This is a genomic window from Aeromonas ichthyocola, assembly GCF_046087985.1.
GTDB lineage: Bacteria > Pseudomonadota > Gammaproteobacteria > Enterobacterales > Aeromonadaceae > Aeromonas > Aeromonas rivipollensis.
Window position 1 is genome coordinate 96,002 of sequence record NZ_JBJSWH010000007.1, and the last position, 17,686, is coordinate 113,687.

Annotated in this window: 17 protein-coding genes and 1 pseudogene; 8 read left to right on the plus strand and 10 right to left on the minus strand. The window is 64.0% G+C overall.

The genetic code is table 11. The annotated features are described in order from the left end of the window. Positions 1 to 36: 36 nt before the first annotated feature. From ACF2JD_RS19420 to hemC, 4 genes and pseudogenes are all read right to left on the minus strand, one after another. Positions 37 to 1,204 (minus strand): annotated as a pseudogene (locus tag ACF2JD_RS19420) (heme biosynthesis HemY N-terminal domain-containing protein). A 10-nt stretch (positions 1,205 to 1,214) separates the two neighbouring features. Continuing rightward, the gene (locus ACF2JD_RS19425) at positions 1,215 to 2,291 is read right to left on the minus strand and encodes a uroporphyrinogen-III C-methyltransferase (protein ID WP_440988002.1); all 1,077 of its coding nucleotides are present in this window, start codon (positions 2,289 to 2,291) and stop codon (positions 1,215 to 1,217) included. After that, the gene (locus tag ACF2JD_RS19430; protein ID WP_111910807.1) at positions 2,288 to 3,022 is read right to left on the minus strand and encodes a uroporphyrinogen-III synthase; all 735 of its coding nucleotides are present in this window, start codon (positions 3,020 to 3,022) and stop codon (positions 2,288 to 2,290) included. Before ACF2JD_RS19430 ends, ACF2JD_RS19425 begins: the two co-directional genes overlap by 4 nt. A gap of 46 nt (positions 3,023 to 3,068) precedes the next feature. Continuing rightward, a complete protein-coding gene (gene hemC / locus ACF2JD_RS19435) occupies positions 3,069 to 3,998 on the minus strand; it encodes a hydroxymethylbilane synthase (RefSeq protein WP_440988003.1) in 930 nt (309 codons plus the stop codon). Positions 3,999 to 4,320: 322 nt separating this feature from the next. Between hemC and ACF2JD_RS19440 the strand changes: the two genes are divergently transcribed. Next, positions 4,321 to 6,840 (plus strand): class I adenylate cyclase, encoded by a 2,520-nt coding sequence (locus ACF2JD_RS19440; protein WP_106885148.1) that lies wholly within the window; start codon positions 4,321 to 4,323, stop codon positions 6,838 to 6,840. 92 nt (positions 6,841 to 6,932) lie between these two features. On the opposite strand, the gene ACF2JD_RS19445 is transcribed toward ACF2JD_RS19440, so the two are convergent. Both ACF2JD_RS19445 and cyaY read right to left on the minus strand, forming a co-directional pair. Next, a complete protein-coding gene (locus ACF2JD_RS19445; protein ID WP_440988004.1) occupies positions 6,933 to 7,586 on the minus strand; it encodes an alpha/beta fold hydrolase in 654 nt (217 codons plus the stop codon). A 14-nt stretch (positions 7,587 to 7,600) separates the two neighbouring features. Further along, on the minus strand, positions 7,601 to 7,915 hold the full coding sequence (gene cyaY, locus ACF2JD_RS19450) for an iron donor protein CyaY (protein ID WP_106885146.1): 315 nt from the start codon (positions 7,913 to 7,915) through the stop codon (positions 7,601 to 7,603). Between the two features lie 73 nt (positions 7,916 to 7,988). On the opposite strand from cyaY, the gene lptM reads away from it, so the two are divergent. From lptM to ACF2JD_RS19485, 7 genes are all read left to right on the plus strand, one after another. Beyond that, complete coding sequence (lptM, locus tag ACF2JD_RS19455; protein WP_139746205.1) at positions 7,989 to 8,195, plus strand: LPS translocon maturation chaperone LptM; 207 nt, start codon at positions 7,989 to 7,991, stop codon at positions 8,193 to 8,195. A gap of 20 nt (positions 8,196 to 8,215) precedes the next feature. After that, on the plus strand, positions 8,216 to 9,466 hold the full coding sequence (lysA, locus tag ACF2JD_RS19460; RefSeq protein ID WP_042649014.1) for a diaminopimelate decarboxylase: 1,251 nt from the start codon (positions 8,216 to 8,218) through the stop codon (positions 9,464 to 9,466). Between the two features lie 161 nt (positions 9,467 to 9,627). Continuing rightward, positions 9,628 to 10,458: a diaminopimelate epimerase gene (dapF, locus tag ACF2JD_RS19465; RefSeq protein WP_106885144.1), complete on the plus strand. Its 831-nt coding sequence runs from the start codon at positions 9,628 to 9,630 to the stop codon at positions 10,456 to 10,458. A gap of 82 nt (positions 10,459 to 10,540) precedes the next feature. Then, complete coding sequence (locus ACF2JD_RS19470) at positions 10,541 to 11,221, plus strand: DUF484 family protein (protein WP_290070157.1); 681 nt, start codon at positions 10,541 to 10,543, stop codon at positions 11,219 to 11,221. Further along, complete coding sequence (xerC, locus tag ACF2JD_RS19475; protein ID WP_163135820.1) at positions 11,214 to 12,167, plus strand: tyrosine recombinase XerC; 954 nt, start codon at positions 11,214 to 11,216, stop codon at positions 12,165 to 12,167. The genes ACF2JD_RS19470 and xerC overlap by 8 nt, the downstream gene beginning before the upstream one ends. 31 nt (positions 12,168 to 12,198) lie before the next feature. Then, positions 12,199 to 12,903: an HAD-IA family hydrolase gene (locus ACF2JD_RS19480; protein WP_440988005.1), complete on the plus strand. Its 705-nt coding sequence runs from the start codon at positions 12,199 to 12,201 to the stop codon at positions 12,901 to 12,903. A 92-nt stretch (positions 12,904 to 12,995) separates the two neighbouring features. Further along, a complete protein-coding gene (locus ACF2JD_RS19485) occupies positions 12,996 to 13,400 on the plus strand; it encodes a hypothetical protein (protein WP_106885141.1) in 405 nt (134 codons plus the stop codon). Between the two features lie 245 nt (positions 13,401 to 13,645). On the opposite strand, the gene ACF2JD_RS19490 is transcribed toward ACF2JD_RS19485, so the two are convergent. The 4 genes from ACF2JD_RS19490 to ACF2JD_RS19505 form a co-directional block, all read right to left on the minus strand. After that, a complete protein-coding gene (locus tag ACF2JD_RS19490) occupies positions 13,646 to 14,416 on the minus strand; it encodes a gamma-glutamyl-gamma-aminobutyrate hydrolase family protein (protein ID WP_247627362.1) in 771 nt (256 codons plus the stop codon). A gap of 365 nt (positions 14,417 to 14,781) precedes the next feature. After that, the gene (gene yidA / locus ACF2JD_RS19495) at positions 14,782 to 15,591 is read right to left on the minus strand and encodes a sugar-phosphatase (protein WP_234676105.1); all 810 of its coding nucleotides are present in this window, start codon (positions 15,589 to 15,591) and stop codon (positions 14,782 to 14,784) included. Positions 15,592 to 15,706: 115 nt separating this feature from the next. Next, the gene (locus ACF2JD_RS19500; RefSeq protein ID WP_440988077.1) at positions 15,707 to 16,921 is read right to left on the minus strand and encodes a FapA family protein; all 1,215 of its coding nucleotides are present in this window, start codon (positions 16,919 to 16,921) and stop codon (positions 15,707 to 15,709) included. Beyond that, positions 16,921 to 17,154 (minus strand): flagellar assembly protein A, encoded by a 234-nt coding sequence (locus tag ACF2JD_RS19505; protein WP_440988078.1) that lies wholly within the window; start codon positions 17,152 to 17,154, stop codon positions 16,921 to 16,923. Before ACF2JD_RS19505 ends, ACF2JD_RS19500 begins: the two co-directional genes overlap by 1 nt. Between the last annotated feature and the right edge of the window lie 532 nt (positions 17,155 to 17,686).

The window sequence follows — 17,686 nt, forward strand, 5'->3', positions numbered from 1 at the left end:
CATCATGCGGCCTCTCGCGTTTCTGTTTCGCCGGGATCAGATCCCGGCCAGCACCAGCGCCTGACGATAGTACTCGTTGGCCTTGTTGGTGAGGCGGCGCTTGTCCATCAGCTGGCCAAGGGCATGGTAGGCGGCGGCGCTCCGGCGCCTGACGCCACTTCCTGCTCCAGCAGCTTCTGGGCATCGTCCAGCTGGCCAGCCAGCAGATAGAGTTGGGCCAGCGCCGTATCGACGCCCGGTTGCCCCTGCTGCTTTTGCAGCAGTGCCAGTAGCGGCTGGTAGTTGTCGAGTTTGAGCTTGGGCAGGCGGGCCAGCAGCTGTGGCACCGGCTGCTTGCGCAGCGCCTCCAGCCAGAGGTCGGCCGCCTCGCTGTCGGCACCGAGCTGGCGCAGCAATCGCCGTAGCAGGCCAGCAGTTCCGGCTCCTGAGGCGCAGCTTGCGGGGCAGCGTCCTGCCACACCGGCGCAGGGTTTCGAGGGCTGCTTGCCGCCTGTTGCAGACGACCACTCCAGGCCTGTTGCAGCAGATCTTCTTCCTGCTTCGGGGTCAGCTTGCCCACCTTGTGCAGGGCCGGGGCCAGATCGATCAGGGCCGCCCAGTCCTCCCGGGCCAGATAGACCTGGCGCAGTTGATCCAGCACCATGGGGTGGCGCGGATGCAGGGCGTAGACGGATTCGAGCCGGCCGAGGGCGCTGTCGTACTGGCCCTGCTCTATCTGCAGCTGGGTCTGGATCAGGGTCAATGCCAGCTCGGCCTTGGGGTTCTCCTCCTGCGCTTTTTGCAGGTAGTGATCCCGGCGCACATCATCGCCCCTGGCCTGGGCCACCTTGGCGGCACTCAGGTAGTTGAGCAGCGGGGTGTCGCTGTTGTCGGCCCCCTTGATCAGCAGCTTCTCGGCCTGGTTGTAGTGCCCCTCGGCCATGGCCAGGGTGGCAGTCACGGTTTGCAGGTTTGCCTTGCGGCGACGGCGCGAGCCGAACCAGCCCTGGGTCTTGCGGCGCAGGCCGAAGACCCGGCCCAGCAGCCACTCGATGAGCAGCAGGGCACCGTAGAACAGCACGGCCAGGATCACCGCGCTGGTGACGGAGGATTCGATGGTGTAATTGCCAAGGGCAATCAGTACATAGCCCTTGTTACCGGAGGCTTGCGGGCCAAAGATCAGCCCTGCGACCATCACGGCCACCACGACGATCAGACGAATCATGGTCTCCTCCTCAGTTGCCGGCCAGGATGCGTTGCAGGCGCTCGGTCAGCACCTGTTCCAGCATGGACTGGGTCTTGAACTGATCCGGGTAGTCAAACTGGATCTGCTCGCCTTTGAGCTTGTCGAGCTCGGACTGCATGTATTGGGTGGCGCTGTTGTCGGTGTCGAAGTACTGGGTCAGCCAGCGCTGGGCCTTCTCCAGGCTGTCGGTATAGAGCGCCTGCTGCTCGCGATAGACGGCGAGCTGGGCCTGCAACAGCTTGGTCTTGAGGTTCTCGCGCAGGAAGATCTCCTGCTGGGGTGAGAGCAGGGCCTCCACGGCCCCGTCGCGGCGACGTATGGTGATGAAGTTCTCGGTGAACTTGACCCAGTTTTTCTTGAGATTGCTCTCCCACTCGTCCGGATTGGCACTGACTGCCTGATCCGGCTCGGCCTTTGCTTCCGGCATGCTCACGGTGGAGAGGGGCAGCAGCTCTATCTGGTCCGACAGCGCAGCCAGCTTCAGGGTCAGCCCCTCGCGATCGACCCGCGGCATCCCCTTGAGCTGGGCTATGTCTTCCGCCAGTGCCTTGCGAATGGGCATCAGGCTGGGATCGTTGAGCGCCTTGATCCGCTCGTCGGCGTTGCCGAGCAGGGTGATGGCGGAAACGATATCATGCTCGAGCCACAGCTTGCGGCCCGCCATGCGCACCAGATATTCGGATTCGGCCAGCATCCAGTCGTTGGGGCGCTTGTCGTCGAGATCCAGCACCTTGTGCTGCAGGGCGTCCAGCGCCTCCTGCTGCTGTTGCTGGCTCTTGCCGAGGGCGCTGAACTGTTCGGCATCCTTGCTGTTGTTCTGATCCAGCTTGCCCATGGCCTCGGCCAGTTGCAGCTTGAGGGCGCCGAGTTCGGCCTGCTGGGCGACGGCATTCTGGTGGCCGTGCAGATAGAGGCCGCCGGTCAGCCCCAGGGCCAGCAGTATGGCAACGCCACCGAGGACGACGCCGGCGCCGCCCTTCTTGTTGCCGACGGCCTTGTGCTCGGGCTTGTTGTTGTCGGCCGCGGGGGCCGCAGCACTCGGCTGGACTTCTTGCTGTTCAGTCATTCCATCTTCCTCAGTTCCAGGGCGGCCACCAGAGCCTGGTTGGATGCACCTTGGGCAATCACGATACGGGTAAAACCAGCTCCCTCGGCCATCTCGGCCACCCGGGGACTGGGCACCACCAGCAGGCGGTCATAAAGCCAGGGTCGCTGCGGGCCGGGCACCAGTGCCAGCAACCGCTGCAGGAGTTCACCACTGGTGATGAGCAGGCTGTCGAGGCCGGCTGCCTGCCAGTGGCGGGTCAATGCGTCCCCGTCGAGCTCGGGGTAGTGGCGCTCATAGGTGGCACAATAGTGCACCAGTGCGCCGCGTGAGGCCAGCGTCCGGGCGATGAGATCCCGCCCGTCGTTGCCGCGCAGGATCAGCACCCGCTTGCCGCTCACCTGTTGCAGGGCGGGCAGGGCCAGCAGCCCTTCGCTACGTGGATCGTCAGGGCAGCTCGCCTCTATACCGACTTCGCTGAAGGCATCCGCGCTGGCCTGACCGACCGCAAAGTAGTCAATATGTGGCCAGGTCAGACCAGTTTGCAACAGAAAATGATGAGCAAATTTAACGGCATGGGCACTGACGGCGATGACGATGTCCGTTTGGGGCAGTAGTTCGGGCAGGCGGGGGAGTTCACTGCCCGGCCGGGTTTCCAGCAGCGGGCAGCACAGCGGTGCATGGCCCTGCTGGCGCAGCAGCTGCACCAGCAGGGCGGCCTGGGCGGCCGGGCGCACCACCAGGGGGACCATCAGGTGGCGCTCCGGGGTGGTGACCAGGACCCGGCCAGGCCCGCACTCATGCCCGGTAGACCTCGGCCAGAATTGCGTCGGCACCGGCGGCCAGCAGGCGCTGGGCCAGGGCGTGGCCCAGCGCCTCGCCGTCCGCCAGGGGGCCGCGGATCTCGTCCCGGATCACCTGGGTGCCATCCGGGCTACCCACCAGGCCGCGCAGCCAGACCTCGTCCCCCTGCACCAGGGCATAGGCACCGATAGGCACCTGACAACCCCCTTGCAGGGCGCGGTTCATGGCGCGCTCTGTCAGCACCCGGATCCGGGTCTCGGCGTGCTCCAGGGGTGCCAGCAGGGCGTGCAGCTCGTGGTCGTCCTGGCGGCACTCGATACCGACCGCCCCCTGACCGTTGGCGGGCAGGCTCTGCTCCGGCTCGATGAAGGCGGTGATGCGATGGGCCATCTCCAGCCGTTTCAGGCCGGCGGCGGCGAGTATGATGGCGTCGTATTCACCGGCATCCAGCTTGGCGAGGCGAGTGTTGACGTTGCCGCGCAGGTCGCGGATCACCAGATCTGGGCGGGCGGCCCGCAGCTGGCACTGGCGGCGCAGGCTGGAGGTGCCGACCACGGCTCCCTGGGGCAGATCGTCGATCTGCTGGAAACGGTTGGAGACGAAGGCATCGCGCGGGTCTTCGCGCTCGCAGATGGTGTGCAGGCCCAGCCCTTCCGGGAACTCCACCGGCACGTCCTTCATGGAGTGGACGGCGATGTCGGCCCGCCCTTCCAGCATGGCAGTCTCCAGCTCCTTGACGAAGAGTCCCTTGCCGCCGACCTTGGCCAGCGGCGTGTCCAGGATCTTGTCACCCTGGGTGCTCATGGGGACAAGTTCGACTCGCAGATCGGGATAGAGGGCTTCCAGCCGATCTTTTACAAAGTTGGCCTGCCACAGGGCCAGTGGGCTCTTGCGAGTGGCAATTCTCAGGGTTCGGGCTGCCATATCAATCAGTTGTTTCATCTTTAGTGAGGAAAACGATCTTACCACCCTTTGCAGGGGCTTTCATGGCGCAGCCGGCAAAAGCGGGGCCAAGCTCAAAAAGGGTCGCTGAAATTAATTTTCATTCGCTCATTATATGATGGCAACTAATTGAAAATATTATTTTTTATTGCTTTCCACTGATACCGTTACGGGGCGTGCCAGAAATAATCCGGTGATTGTGTGCGGGCTTGTTTACCACTGCTGTTTGCATTGTTAACATGATCACACTTTTTTGACGTCTCCCCGTTTTGGTGCGTCATTTCTCTTCCCCATAGGTAGGGCATTGCTGGTAAAACTCGACACGCTGGTGGCGCGCTACGACGAGCTGAATCGTCTCAAGACGCAACGAGCGTTGGATCTCATGAGTCGCTATGGGCAGCAGGTCTTCCAACTGCTGCCTGTCATGCTGCACTTCAATCATCCCCTTCTGCCCGGGTATGTGGCAGGGGACGTGCCTCATGGTATCTGGAGTTTCGTCGCCAACGAGGCTCAACAAGCCTTCATCCAGGATCTGTGTCAGAACGCCAACTGTCAGGGGGGCCTCAGCACCCACGACAAGTCGATCCAGGGCCTCTACTCCATGGGCAGCACCTCCTCCATCGGTCAGTGCTGCCACTCGGATCTCGACATCTGGGTCTGTCACGTGGCCGGCTTGTCCCAGGAGCGCCTCGCCCTGCTGGAGCAGAAGTGCCAGCACCTCTCCCTCTGGGCCGAGCAGCGCGGGGTCGATCTCAACTTCTTCCTGATCCCCGAAGACAAGTTCCGCCAGCGCAACGATGCCCAGATGCAGGGGGAGAGCTGCGGCAGTGCCCAGCACCTGCTGCTGCTCGACGAGTTCTACCGCAGCGCCATGCACATCGCGGGCAAGCGGCTGCTCTGGTATCTGGTGCCTGCCGAGTATGACGACCACTACGACGACTACGTCAACGGCCTCTTTGCCCACGGCAAGCTGAGTCAGGATGACTGGCTCGATCTGGGGGGCTTTGACCGCATTCCCGCCGAGGAGTACTTCGGCTCCGCCCTGTGGCAGCTCTACAAGGGCATAGATTCTCCCTACAAGGCTGTGCTCAAGTCGGTGCTGATGGAGGCCTACTCCCACGAGTATCCCAACACCCGGCTGCTGTCGGTGACCAGCCGCGACTGGTTCCAGCACAACGAGGGGATGCACTACCGGCTCGACAACTACTGCCTGATGCTGGACAAGGTGACCAACTACCTGAAATCCATCGGCGACATGCAGCGCCTGGATCTGGTGCGCCGCTGCTTCTATCTCAAGGTGTGTGACGGTCTGAGCCACCCGAAGGAGGAGCACTCCCCGGACTGGCGCCGGGAGCAGATGGCCCAGCTGGTGGCTTACTGGGGCTGGAGCCCGGAGCGGCTGCATCACCTGGATCATCGCCAGGAGTGGAAGGTCGAGGACGTCAAGGTGGCCTACGCCGAGTTGCTGGAGGCCCTGATGCAGAGCTACCGCAACCTCATCCAGTTCGCCCGCCGCAACAACATCAGCGAGTCCATCAACCCGGAAGACATCGGCATACTGTCGCGCAAGCTCTATGCCGCCTTCGAGAGCCTGCCGGGCAAGGTGCAGCGGATCAACCTCAAGATAGCGCCGGATCTCGGCGAGCCGGATCTCAGCCTGGTGCAGGTGCCCCATGGCCGCTTGAATCGCGCCGGCTGGTATCTCTACAAGCACTCACTGGAGCCCGCCGACATCATAGGTCGGGCGCCGCTCGAATATAACGGCTACATCAGCAAGCTGGTGGCCTGGGCCTACTTCAACGGCCTGCTGACGCCCCAGTCCAGGGTGCACCTGTTCAATCAGGGCTCGGATCTGCACATCGACAACCTGCACCAGTTCTGTCGCGATCTCTCTGGGACCTTCCCGGTCAAGTACCCTCGCGCCACCAACCTGGCCCTGAGCCGCCCCTGCGAGATCCACCAGCTCTCCATCTTCCTCAACCTGGAGACGGACCCGTCCAGCCACTGGGTGGGGCAGGTGATCGAGTTCGACGCCAATGCCGCGGACGTCTTCTCCTTCGGTCGCAACCAGGAGTGTCTGGTGGGATCCGTGGATCTGGTCTATCGCAACTCCTGGAGCGAGATCCGCACCTTGCACTTCCAGGGGGAGGAGGCTGTGGTCGATGCCCTCACCACCATACTTGGCAAGATGCACCAGGATGCCGCCGCCCCCGAGATGATAGAGGTGTTCTGTTACAGCCAGCACTTCCGCTCCCTGGTGCGCACCCGCTTCCAGCAGCTGGTGGCCGAGTGCATAGAGCTGCGTCTGGCCCGGGACAAGCAGCAGCTGGTCAAGACGCTGGCCCTTGGCCGGGAGAAGTACGGTATCTTCTTCGAGCGGCGCGGGGTCTCGGTGAAGAAGCTGGAAAACGCCATCGACTTCTACCGCCACATCTCTCACAACAAGCTGGATCACCTGCCGCTGCGGCTCGACAAGACCCACAGCCAGCACCTGCCCGGCATAGTCGACACCTACGCGAGCGAAGGGCTGGTGCAGTTCTTCTTCGATACCCGGGATGCGGGCACCAACATCTATATCCTGGACGAGGCGAACCGGGTGGAGATCTACCAGCACTTCGCCGGCAACAAGGATGAGCTGGTGCAGGGGGTGAACCGCTTCTATACCTCGGGCCACGAGCGTTTCAGCGATGCGGGCCAGTTCAGCAACTTCAACCTGCCCCAGTATTATGAAATCGTGCAGATGGGTGACAAGCTGGAGGTGATCCCCTACCGTAGCCAGAATCCGCAGCGGGACAATCCGGGGGCGGCGCGGGAAGTAGGGTGATGGAAGCGGGGTGATGTGCCGGGCACATCGCCAACGGGATGAAAGCAAACGGCCTGCATGATGCAGGCCGTTGTCGTATCTGTGGTGCTACATCAGGCGCCGAGGCGCGCCAGCAGCCAGTGGCGGATGTCGGCGAGCTGGGGTCGGCAGATCTCGTGGCGCATGGGGTATTCGTGCCACTCCAGGCTGAGGCCCGCCGCCTCCAGCCGGTTCTTGGCATCCCAGCCCATGGAGAGGCTCACCACGTCATCATAGATGCCGTGCATGTAGCAGATGGGCAGGGCGCGGGCGTCCTCGCTCATCTCCTCGACCAGTTGCTCGGGCGCCGCCAGATAGGTGGACATGCAGAGCAGGCCCGCCAGCTTTGCTTGATAGCGCAGGGCGGTGAAGGAGGCGATGACGCCCCCCTGGGAGAAGCCGGCCAGCACTATGTTGCCCGGGGCGAAGCCCTCGGCCACCAGCCGATCCAGCAGGGCGGCGATACGATCGGCGGACTCGCGCACATGGGACTCCACGGCGCGGTCCGCCGGGTCGTCGAAGCTCTTGATGTCGTACCAGCCGCGCATCTTGTAGCCCATGTTGATGGTGATGGGCCGCTCAGGTGCATCGGGCAGCAGGTGACGGACCGGCAGGGTGGCGGGCAGCGCCAGGGCATCGACCAGGGGCGCGAGCCCGGCGCCGGAATCCCCCAGCCCGTGCAGCCAGATCACCGCATGACGGGCGCCCTGGGGATGCAGATCCATCATGGGAGACTCTGCCATCATGGGAACTGGACGGGCTCGCCCGCCTGGGTGGTGCAGGCTCGGGTCAGCAGGGCCTTGAGCTCGTCGCCGAAGCGGTTGTCGATCCAGCTGTCACCGCGCAGCTCGAAGTGGAAGCCGTTCTCCCGGGTGGCCACCCAGATCTGGTGCAGGGGCTCCTGCTTGTTGATGATGACCTTGGTCTTGTTCTCGAAGCTTAAGGTCAGCACACCGCCTGCTCGCTCGCAGTCGATATCCGGATACCCCTCGTCGATAACGTCTTCCACATACTGGAAAAAGGCGTCGGTCAGGGCGTGATACTCGTGATCCTTCATCGGTTTATCCTGTTGCTTTTAACAATGTGAGTGCGATTATAGAGGGCCAAAAATTTTTTCGCAGCGAACCATTATGATTACCCAGTTCACCAAGTGCCTGTTTGCCGCGTCGCTGTCGTTCGGGTTGGCCGCCTGCGGCCTGACGGGGCCACTCTACATGCCACCGGCCGAGCAGCCCGCCGCCACTGAGCAAGCACCGGCACAGCCCAAGACAGAGAGTACACCGCAAGCCGCCTCGCCTGCGACCGCCACACCGGCCTCCGAGGCCGCGCCGCAATAATCTAGGAAGGAACCGCCCCCTTGGATCACTTTAACTACGACGCCGACGGCCAGCTTCAGGCCGAGCAGCTTCCCCTGCAACAGCTCGCCGACCAGTACGGTACCCCGCTGTATGTCTACTCCCGCGCCACCCTGGAGCGCCACTGGCACGCCTTCGATCAGGCGGCGGGGGACATTCCCCATCTGATCTGCTACGCGGTCAAGGCCAACTCCAACCTGGCGCTGCTCAACCTGCTTGCCCGCCTGGGCTCGGGTTTTGACATCGTCTCCGGCGGGGAGCTGTCCAGGGTGCTGGCGGCGGGGGGAGATCCGGCCAAGGTGGTCTTCTCCGGCGTCGCCAAGAGCGAGGCCGAGATGCGCCTCGCGCTGGAGAAAGAGATCCTCTGCTTCAACCTGGAGTCGGAAGCCGAGCTGGAGCGCCTGAACCGGGTCGCTGGCAGCATGGGCAAGAAGGCGCGCGTCTCGGTGCGGGTCAATCCCGACATAGACGCCGGCACTCACCCTTATATCTCCACCGGCCTCAAGCAGAACAAGTTCGGCATCCCCATCGAGCAGGCGCCCGCCATCTACCGCAAGGCGGCGGCCATGGCCCACATCGAGATCAAGGGGGTGGATTGCCACATCGGCTCTCAACTCACTGAATTGAATCCCTTTATGGAGGCGGCGGACAAGCTGCTTAAGCTGATCGACGAGCTGGCGGCCGAAGGCATCCATATCCATCACCTGGACGTGGGCGGGGGCCTGGGGGTCAACTATGGCGCCGAGCAGCCGCCACATCCGACCGAGTATGCCGAGGCGCTCAAGCAGAAGCTGGCGGGCCGGGATCTGACCCTGCTGTTCGAGCCGGGCCGTGCCATAGTCGCCAACGCCGGCGTACTGTTGACCCGGGTCGAGTTCCTCAAACCCGGCGAGACCCGCAACTTCGCGCTGATCGACGCCGGCATGAACGATCTGCTGCGCCCCTCCCTCTACGGCGCCTGGATGAACATCATAGAGGTGGACAGCCGTACGACCCACGAGAAGGCGCTGTACGACGTGGTCGGCCCCGTGTGTGAAACCGGTGACTTCCTCGGCAAGGAGCGTACCCTGGCGATTGCCGAGGGCTCACTACTGGCGGTGCGTTCCGCTGGCGCCTACGGCTTTACCATGTCGTCCAACTACAACACCCGTCCCCGTGCGGCCGAGGTGCTGGTGGACGGTGACCAGGCCCACCTCATTCGTGAGCGGGAGCAGCTCGCCGACCTCTGGCGAGGCGAGCACCTGCTGCCTTGAGCTATATGGATTTTCAGCGTTCCTCCAGGTGAGAGCGTGATAAACGGTGAGACAGGAACGCGCGATGTTGATTGAGTTTTCCAGGATGCATGGGGGGTTGGACAACGACTTCAGGGTGGTTGGCGACTTTCGTTACGGCCTGAACGGCGCAGGGAAAAAAGATGTTGATTGAGTTTTCCAAGATGCATGGCCTGGGCAACGACTTCATGGTGGTGGACGGCGTCACCCAGAAGGTGTTTTTCAGCAACGACGTCATCAAGAAGCTGGCGGATCGCCACTTTGGCATCGGCTTCGATCAGCTGCTGCTGGTGGAGCCGCCCTATGATCCCGAGCTCGACTTCCACTACCGCATCTTCAATGCCGATGGCAGCGAGGTGGAGCAGTGCGGCAACGGTGCCCGCTGTTTCGCCCGTTTCGTGCGGCTCAAGGGGCTGATCAACCGGGATCGCATCGCGGTCAGCACGGCCCGTGGCCGCATCACCCTGCAGCTGGAGGGGGAGAACCAGGTCACGGTCAACATGGGGGTGCCCCAGTTCGAGCCGGGCAAGATCCCGTTTCGCGCCCAGAAGGCGGAGAAGACCTACCTGCTGCGGGCACAGGATCACACTGTGATGTGCGGTGCCGTCTCCATGGGCAATCCCCACTGCGTCATCGAGGTGCCCTCAGTGGCCGATGCCCCTGTGGAGACCCTGGGCCCCATCATGGAGCGCCACGAGCGTTTCCCCGAGCGGGTCAACGTCGGCTTCATGGAGATGGTCAGTGCCAGCGAGATCAAGTTGCGGGTGTTCGAGCGCGGGGTGGGGGAGACCCTGGCCTGCGGCACCGGCGCCTGTGCGGCCGTGGTGCTCGGCATCAGCCAGGGCAAGCTCAGGGAGCGGGTCACCGTCACCCTGCCGGGGGGCAAGCTGACCATCGCCTGGAAGGGGCCGGGGCAGCCGGTCTACATGACGGGCCCGGCCGAGCATGTTTTTGATGGCCAGATAGAGTTATAGGCATCGAGCGGGGACGTCCTCCGCGCAGCCAAACGGTAATGTCGGGGCCCTGTGCCCCTTTTTCGGATGGATCAACCAAGTTATGAGCGAACTCAAACGGCAGGAATCACTGATGGACGAAGCCACAGTGCTGGAGTACCTGGCCCGTTACCCCGAGTTTTTCCAGCGCCACGGGGCCATGCTGGACAGGATCCGCATTCCCCATGAGCACAAGGGCACCATCTCCCTAGTGGAGCGCCAGCTGGACAGACAGCGCGAGCGCATCGAGCAGCTGGAGCAGGAGATCACCGAACTGATGGGGATCGCCAGCGAGAACGAGCGGATCTTTCGGGTCTATGCGGATCTCTATGGCGAGCTGTATGGCTGCCAGACCCTGTTCGAGCTGAGCGCCGTGATGGGCAAGGCCTTCGTGCAGCGGCTGCGACTGACCGGCCTGCGGCTCTGGCTCAGCCCGAAGAAATTCCCGCTGAGCGGCCCCGAGCAGCGTTTCCTTGCGGACGGCAAGCAGCTCGACCAGCTGCTGGGCCAGCGGCTGCCCGGGACGGATTACTACTTCGGCCGGCTCAACCAGAGCGAGAAGCAGGCGCTGTTTGGCAGCGACGTGCTGGTCAACTCCGTGGCCCTGATGCGGCTCGGGGATCTCGGCGTGCTGGCCTTCGCCAGCTCGGATCCCAGCCACTTCACCCCCCACAACGACACCCTGCTGCTGGGTCAGCTGGGGCGTCTGCTGCAACTGCGTCTGCCCGAGCTGGTTCGTGGCTAAGGCACCCCTCCCCGCCGCCCCCCTGCCTCCCGCCCTGGCGGGGGAACTCACCGCCTTTATCGAATACCTGAGGGTCGAGCGCCAGCTCAGCCCTCATACCCGCAGCAACTATCAGGCCCATCTGGAGGCCATGGCCGCCGAGCTGGTCAGGCTGGGGGTCGATGACTGGGCCCGGCTCGAGGCAAGCCAGGTGCGCAGCCTGGTGACCCGGATGCACAAGGCCGGCCTGGCCCCCCGATCGCTCGCCACCAAGGTCTCTGCCCTGCGCAGCTTCTGCGACTGGCAGGTGCGCCAGGGGCGGCTCCCTGCCAACCCGGCCCGCGGCATAGTGACCCCCAAGCAGGGGCGGCCGCTGCCCAAAAACCTCGACGTGGACGAGATGTACCAGCTGCTCAACATTACCGACGAGCAGGATCCGCTGGCGGTGCGGGATCGCGCCATCATGGAGCTGATGTACTCCTCCGGGCTGCGCCTCGCCGAGCTGGTGGGGCTCAACCTCGCGGACGTGAAGCTCGATGAGCGCCAGCTCAGGGTTACCGGCAAGGGGTCGCGAGAGCGGGTGCTGCCCATGGGCAGGATGGCGGTGGAGTGGCTGCAGAAGTGGCTCAAGGTGCGGCCCTTGCTGGCGGGGGAAGAGGGGGAGGCGCTGTTCGTCTCCAAGCGCCGGCAGCGGCTGTCGGCCCGCTCGGTACAGGAGCGGCTCGACGGCTGGGGCAACAAGCAGGCCCTCAATGCCCACGTCCATCCCCACAAGCTGCGCCACAGCTTCGCCACCCACATGCTGGAGTCCTCCGGCGATCTGCGGGCGGTGCAGGAGCTGCTGGGTCACGCCGATCTCTCCACCACCCAGATCTATACCCACCTCGACTTCCAGCATCTGGCCAAGGTGTATGACAGCGCCCACCCCAGGGCCAAACGGGATCCCGCTACCCCGGAAGATGAATAACGGGCCTGAGCCCCGTTGCAGAGGAGAGTCCATGCACTTCTATCGCCGCTGGCAGCCGGTTGCCGCCATCTCGTTTGATCTTGACGACACCCTCTATGACAACGGCCCCGCCATAGCGCGGGCCGAGCAGTGGATGCTGAGCCACCTGCGCAGCGAATACCTGGCCACCGCCATGCTGGACAAGCCACGCTGGCTCGAGCTCAAGCGCAACCTGCTGCTGGCCCGCCCGAGCTGCGCCACGATGTCAGTCTGGCGCGCCAGCAGACCATCCGCGCCGCCATGGTCGAGGGGGGATGGCCGCCGCAGGCCGGAGCGCGAGGCAGAGCAGGTGTTTGCCGCCTTTCTGGCCGAGCGCTCGAAGATCGAGGTGAGCGAAGCGACCCATCACCTGCTGGCCAGGCTGGCGGAACGCTACCCGCTGGTGGTCATCACCAACGGCAATCTGGATCTGGCGCAGGCGGGGCTGGGCTACTTCACGCTGGTCTGCAAGGCGGGGGCGGGCGCCAGGATGAAGCCGGCGCCGGATATGTTTGAGCAGACCCGCAGCGCCCTCGGGCTCGCCCCCGGCCAGATACTCCACGTGGGGGATCATCCCGAGACGGACGTGCTGGGGGCCAGGTTGCACGGCTTTCGAGCCGCCTGGCTCAACGAGCGCCAACTGCCCTGGCAGTCGTTGCGGTTGCTGCCGGATGTGGAGCTGGCCTCCCTCGACGAGCTGGCCGGGCTGCTGCTCTGATCCCTCTTGAGGGGCAGAGAAAGAGATGCGCAGGCGAGGCCATTTATTTATCCTTGGCGCGGACTGACAAGGGAGTGCTGGGCGTGAGTGGAATGAAGAGTGTCATCTGGTTGGCCATCCCCATGGTGCTGGCGGGCTGCGATCTGTTTAGCGACCACTACCGGATGGAGTTTCGGGATGGATCCTGGCGGGATATCGCCATTTCGCCCTTTTCGGATCAGGCCCGCTGGCGTGAAGGGTGCGCCACCGGCGAGATACTGGTGGACATGACCCTGCCCCTGAAGCGGGGCAAGGTGGTCGATGGCCGCGAACAGCTGCTGATCGGCGGCGAGCTGTTCGAGCTGGAAGAGGCACGGCTCTATCGCGGCAACGGCATGGTGCTGGGGCAGGCCCCTGACCATGTCCAGCGAGGCCTCAAGGGGCTGGATGTCTGCCGTACCCTGCGCCCGGATCGCGGGGCCCTGCCCAAGTTGAAAGGCAAGGGATTCGGCGACTAGCCCGCCCGCTGCCGATACTGGCGACAGGCGTCGCCGAAGGCGCGAAACAGCCTGATGGAGTGGGTGTTCTCTTTCGCCTTTCACTCAGGGCGCCACTGCACCGCCAGGAGAAAGAGGGTGGGAGCGTGGCATGAATAGCCTCGATCAAGCCACCCTAGACATGGGCCAGCGGCGCTGGATGTCTGTCACACCTTGCGCCCGGATCGCGGTGCCCTGCCCAAGTTGAAGGGCAAGGGGTTCGGCGACTAGCCCGCCCGCTGCCGATACTGGCGACAGGCGTCGCCGAAGGCGCTAAACAGCTTGATGGAGTGGGGGTTCTCTTTCGCCTTCCACTCCGGGTGCCACTGCACCGCCAGCAGGAAGGGGGAGAGGGCAGGGGCGTGGATCGCCTCGATCAAGCCATCCTCGGCATGGGCTAGCGGGACCAGCCCCTTGGCCAGCGTCTTGATCCCCTGGCCGTGCAGGGAGTTGACCGGGATCTGCGCCTCCCCCATCAGGTCGGCAAACCAGCTGCCGGGCACCAGGCTCACCTGGTGGCTGTGGCCATACTGTTCCTCCACCGGATCGTCCGCATCCTCCCTGTGATCCGCATAGCCGGGCTCGCAATAGACCTTCTGATGAATATCCCCGCCCAGCGCCACGTTGATCTCCTGCATGCCGCGGCAGATGCCGAGCAGGGGCAGTCCCCGATCGAGGGCGGCGCGCACCAGGGCTATGTCGAACAGATCCCTGTCCCTGTCCTGGGCCTTCTCCGGGGTCAGGTTCTCCTGGCCGTAGAGGGCGGGATCTATGTTGGATCCGGCCCCGCTCAGGTAGACCCCATCGACGAGATCCAGATACTGCTCCAGATCAGCTGTCCCGCAGCAGGTGGGAACCAGCAGGGGTACGCAGCCGCTGAGCTCCACCAGGGGGGTGATGTATTTGTGGGTCATTACCTGGTAGGCGTGGCCGCTGCGGGCCTGGGCCCCCATGGTCATCAACACGACGGGTTTGGAATGGGAACTGGGGTTGGGCATAGGTCACCTTGACTATCCTTGGCGGTCTCATCCTGCGCCTTGGGAAGGCCCTTGCCGCGTCACTCCCGCAAGGGCATGCCTCAAGGCATGGTCATGGGATCAGGGTCGTGCCACAGTGCCAGAATCGTCGGTCAGCCTGGGCGATGACAGCCTGGATCCCGATCCCAGTCTGCCAAGGCCGTTCAATATGTCAAACGAAATGATGCGTTAATGTTAAATCTCGTGGCGGCTGAGCCAGCTTGAGTCCCTGCGTCAGGGGCTTGAGCGGCAGTTGGCGGGCATTTAGGGGAAAGGCGTGGTGGATATATTAAACATCCGGCCCTGATGGCCGGATAGCAGAAGGGGCCCGCAGGCCCCTCGTCGATTCAGGCATTGAGGATGAACTGCTCTATCACCCTGGCCACGCCGTCCTCGTCGTTGCGGGCCGTGGTGTGCTGCGCCAGCGTCTTGATCTCGTCGGTGGCGTTGCCCATGGCGACCCCGAGTCCGGCATATTCGATCATGTGGCGGTCGTTGCCCGCATCGCCCACCGCGATCACCTGGTGGGCGGTGAGGCCCAGATGCTCCGCCAGGGCGGCCACGCCGGTGCCCTTGTTGCTTCGCTTGTTCATGAACTCGAGGAAGTAGGGGGAGCTGCGCACCACCGTGTAGCGCTCATAGAGCTCGGCGGGCAACTGGGCGATGGCGCGGGAGAGCTGGGGCTCGGGGTCTATCATCATCACCTTCATGATCTGCTCGTCAGCCGGCAGGGTGGCGAAGTCCACCAGGTTGATCGGCATCTTGATCAGTTGGGACTCGTGCTCTGTGTAGGTGCTGACCCTGGGGCTGATGAGGCCCTGGCGGACGGAGAAGCCGTGGACGTTGACCCCCAGCTCAGAGGCGAGATGGGCGATGGCGCTGGCGTCGCTGCCGGTCAGCAGCTGGCTGCGCAGTATGCGTTGATCCGCAACCTGCTGCACCAGGGCGCCGTTGTAGCAGATGACGTAGTCATCCTGACCGGTGAGGCCGAGTTCGGCCAGATAAGGGGTCATGCCTTCCAGCGGGCGACCCGAGGTCAGCACCACAGTCACGCCCTGGGCGCGGGCGGCCGCGATGGCGGCATGGGTGCGGGGGGTTATTTGACCGTGCGGGTTCAGCAGGGTGCCATCCATATCCAATGCGATCAGCTTGTACATCTTCTCACTACCTGAGTCTGGCCGGCCCGCCCTATGGGGCCAAGGGGAGGCCGAGTGTAGCGAAAATCGCCGTCGGGATCACGCCGCCATCGCTTAAGAGGGGCCATGGCGCCTCTCAGTGCTGGCCCTCGTAAGGGGTCAGTTGCAGTTGATCTTCCCGGATGGCGAAGTGGATGGGGCCGTGTTCTATGTCGACCCTGTTGTGGTGATGGGCCATCTCCACCTCGACGCCGGGGAAGAGGCGCTGGGTGGCGATGATGTCCATGTTGGCCATCAGGGCCTGCAGCTCGCGCTGCGCCTCGGCAAGCTGTTCGTCAAGGGACTTGCTCTCGTCCAGCTGACGGGTGCGCAGCTCCTTGATCTTCTTCAGGGTCTCGGGATTGCGCTTGTCGCCGGGCAGTTGCAGCAGCCGCAGGATGAGATCCTGCAGCTTGTCGAGCTGCTCCCGGCAGGCCTGCTTGCGTTGACGCAGGGCCTGCTCCTGCTCCTTGTGGCTGAAGTAGCCACCGAGGATCTGCAGCCGGGTCCGGTTCGCCGCCGAGGCCCCGAGCACGGGCGCCATGATGAGGCGGTTGGCGATGTTGATGCCGCCGATGAGGTGGCCCTTGCGCATGGCGCTGTCCCCGACCCTGATGTCCTGGCCGCTGCGGCAATAGCTGTGGCTGAGCTGGCTCTGGATATGGATGTCGCCATCGGCCTCCAGCCTGGCGTACTGGGCATAGCTGGCGTGGATCTCGCCCCCGGCGTTGAGGTGGCAGAGGTACTGGTCCCCCTCCAGCTTGCGCCCTATGATGCCGTTGCGCACCGTGATGGTGCCGCCGGATTCGATATAGCCCCCCTCGACGAAGCCCCCTATCACCACATCGCCGCTGGTCTTGATCCGCATGCCGGGCATGACGTCCCCGGTGACCAGCAGGGAGCCCTCGAACATGACGTGACCGTGGCGGATGTCGACCTGCTTGACGTTCAGCACCTCGTCCACCCTCATGCCGGCCCGCTCCTGGCAAGGTAGCCCGGCACGGGTCGCCAGCAGCAGATCCGGATCCTCGGGGGAGAAACAGGTTCCTTCTCCCGCCGTCATGGCGCTCTCCTTGCCGGAACGGGCCGGCAGCACCTGGCCCGTCACCGTGAAGCCGTCTATACCCTGGGTGGCGGGGTGGCGCCGCATCAGGGGGGCGCCCGCCTTGACGGTGAGCAGGGTGCCGAGATCGCGCATGTCTACCTTGCCGTGGTCCACCTCCTGGGGCTTGAGGATCCGCTCCGCCGCCGTCTCCACCAGCCGCTCCAGCCGGGTATCCTGGCCATGTCTGGCCGCCTTGCCCTTGGCGATTACGGCAGCTTGAGCTGGGCGCCGGGAGCCGCCTCGCTGGCTGCCTTGATGGCGGCGGCGAGCAGCCGCTCGCTCACCCCCTGCTTGATTGGGCTCGCCGCCACTGCCTCCTGCAACTGCGCCAGGGTCAGGGGGCTGCCGCCCCAGTCGGCGGTGATTTGGGCGCTGGCGCTCATCTGATCCTTGTCGACCAGCACGAGGAGCCGGGCATCCTGCCGCTGGGCTATGGGCACGGGAGGGTGCCGGGAGGGGGCGTCGGGTTGGTGAGCAGGGTGTTGAGCAGGCTGATGGCCTGCTTGATCCCCTCGTCAACGGCTGATAGCGGCGGCAGTTGGAGAGCCAGCAGCAGGGCCTGGACATGTTGCTCCGGACGGGGTTGGTCAGCCCGGGGTAATGCGCAGGCAGGCGTATTCCATATCGGCTGACAGCAGTAACCACTCTTTGCTTAACACCCGGATCTCCTTCCTTCGTCCGCATCCCAATTGGAACGGCCCCCTGTCAGTTAATCGGCATTTTGTTAAAAATGCGAATGCCGCCAGGGCGGCCAAGAACCGCAGTATTCTGACATTTCGCCGTCCGGGTCAACGAGCCGAGTGTAAATGGGTGAGCCGGGTTGAGGAAATACTCTGTGACGGGGAGAGAGGCCGGTGGCGACGGCGCGGTCGCTTGTGGAGTGTCAAATGAGGTGTGTTTGGCGGTATCTGCTGACTATTTCACCGATTCCTGCCCCCGATGGGCATCAAGTTCAGGGTGGCAAGGCCCGCG

Coding starts and splice junctions, on each gene's coding strand:
- ACF2JD_RS19425 (WP_440988002.1), bottom strand. CDS start 2,291: ATGACTGAACAGCAAGAAGTCCAGCCGAGTGCTGCGGCCCCCGCGGCC.
- ACF2JD_RS19430 (WP_111910807.1), bottom strand. CDS start 3,022: ATGGTCCCCCTGGTGGTGCGCCCGGCCGCCCAGGCCGCCCTGCTGGTG.
- hemC (WP_440988003.1), bottom strand. CDS start 3,998: ATGGCAGCCCGAACCCTGAGAATTGCCACTCGCAAGAGCCCACTGGCC.
- ACF2JD_RS19445 (WP_440988004.1), bottom strand. CDS start 7,586: ATGATGGATCTGCATCCCCAGGGCGCCCGTCATGCGGTGATCTGGCTG.
- cyaY (WP_106885146.1), bottom strand. CDS start 7,915: ATGAAGGATCACGAGTATCACGCCCTGACCGACGCCTTTTTCCAGTAT.
- lptM (WP_139746205.1), top strand. CDS start 7,989: ATGATTACCCAGTTCACCAAGTGCCTGTTTGCCGCGTCGCTGTCGTTC.
- dapF (WP_106885144.1), top strand. CDS start 9,628: ATGTTGATTGAGTTTTCCAAGATGCATGGCCTGGGCAACGACTTCATG.
- ACF2JD_RS19470 (WP_290070157.1), top strand. CDS start 10,541: ATGAGCGAACTCAAACGGCAGGAATCACTGATGGACGAAGCCACAGTG.
- ACF2JD_RS19480 (WP_440988005.1), top strand. CDS start 12,199: ATGCACTTCTATCGCCGCTGGCAGCCGGTTGCCGCCATCTCGTTTGAT.
- ACF2JD_RS19485 (WP_106885141.1), top strand. CDS start 12,996: ATGAAGAGTGTCATCTGGTTGGCCATCCCCATGGTGCTGGCGGGCTGC.
- ACF2JD_RS19490 (WP_247627362.1), bottom strand. CDS start 14,416: ATGCCCAACCCCAGTTCCCATTCCAAACCCGTCGTGTTGATGACCATG.
- yidA (WP_234676105.1), bottom strand. CDS start 15,591: ATGTACAAGCTGATCGCATTGGATATGGATGGCACCCTGCTGAACCCG.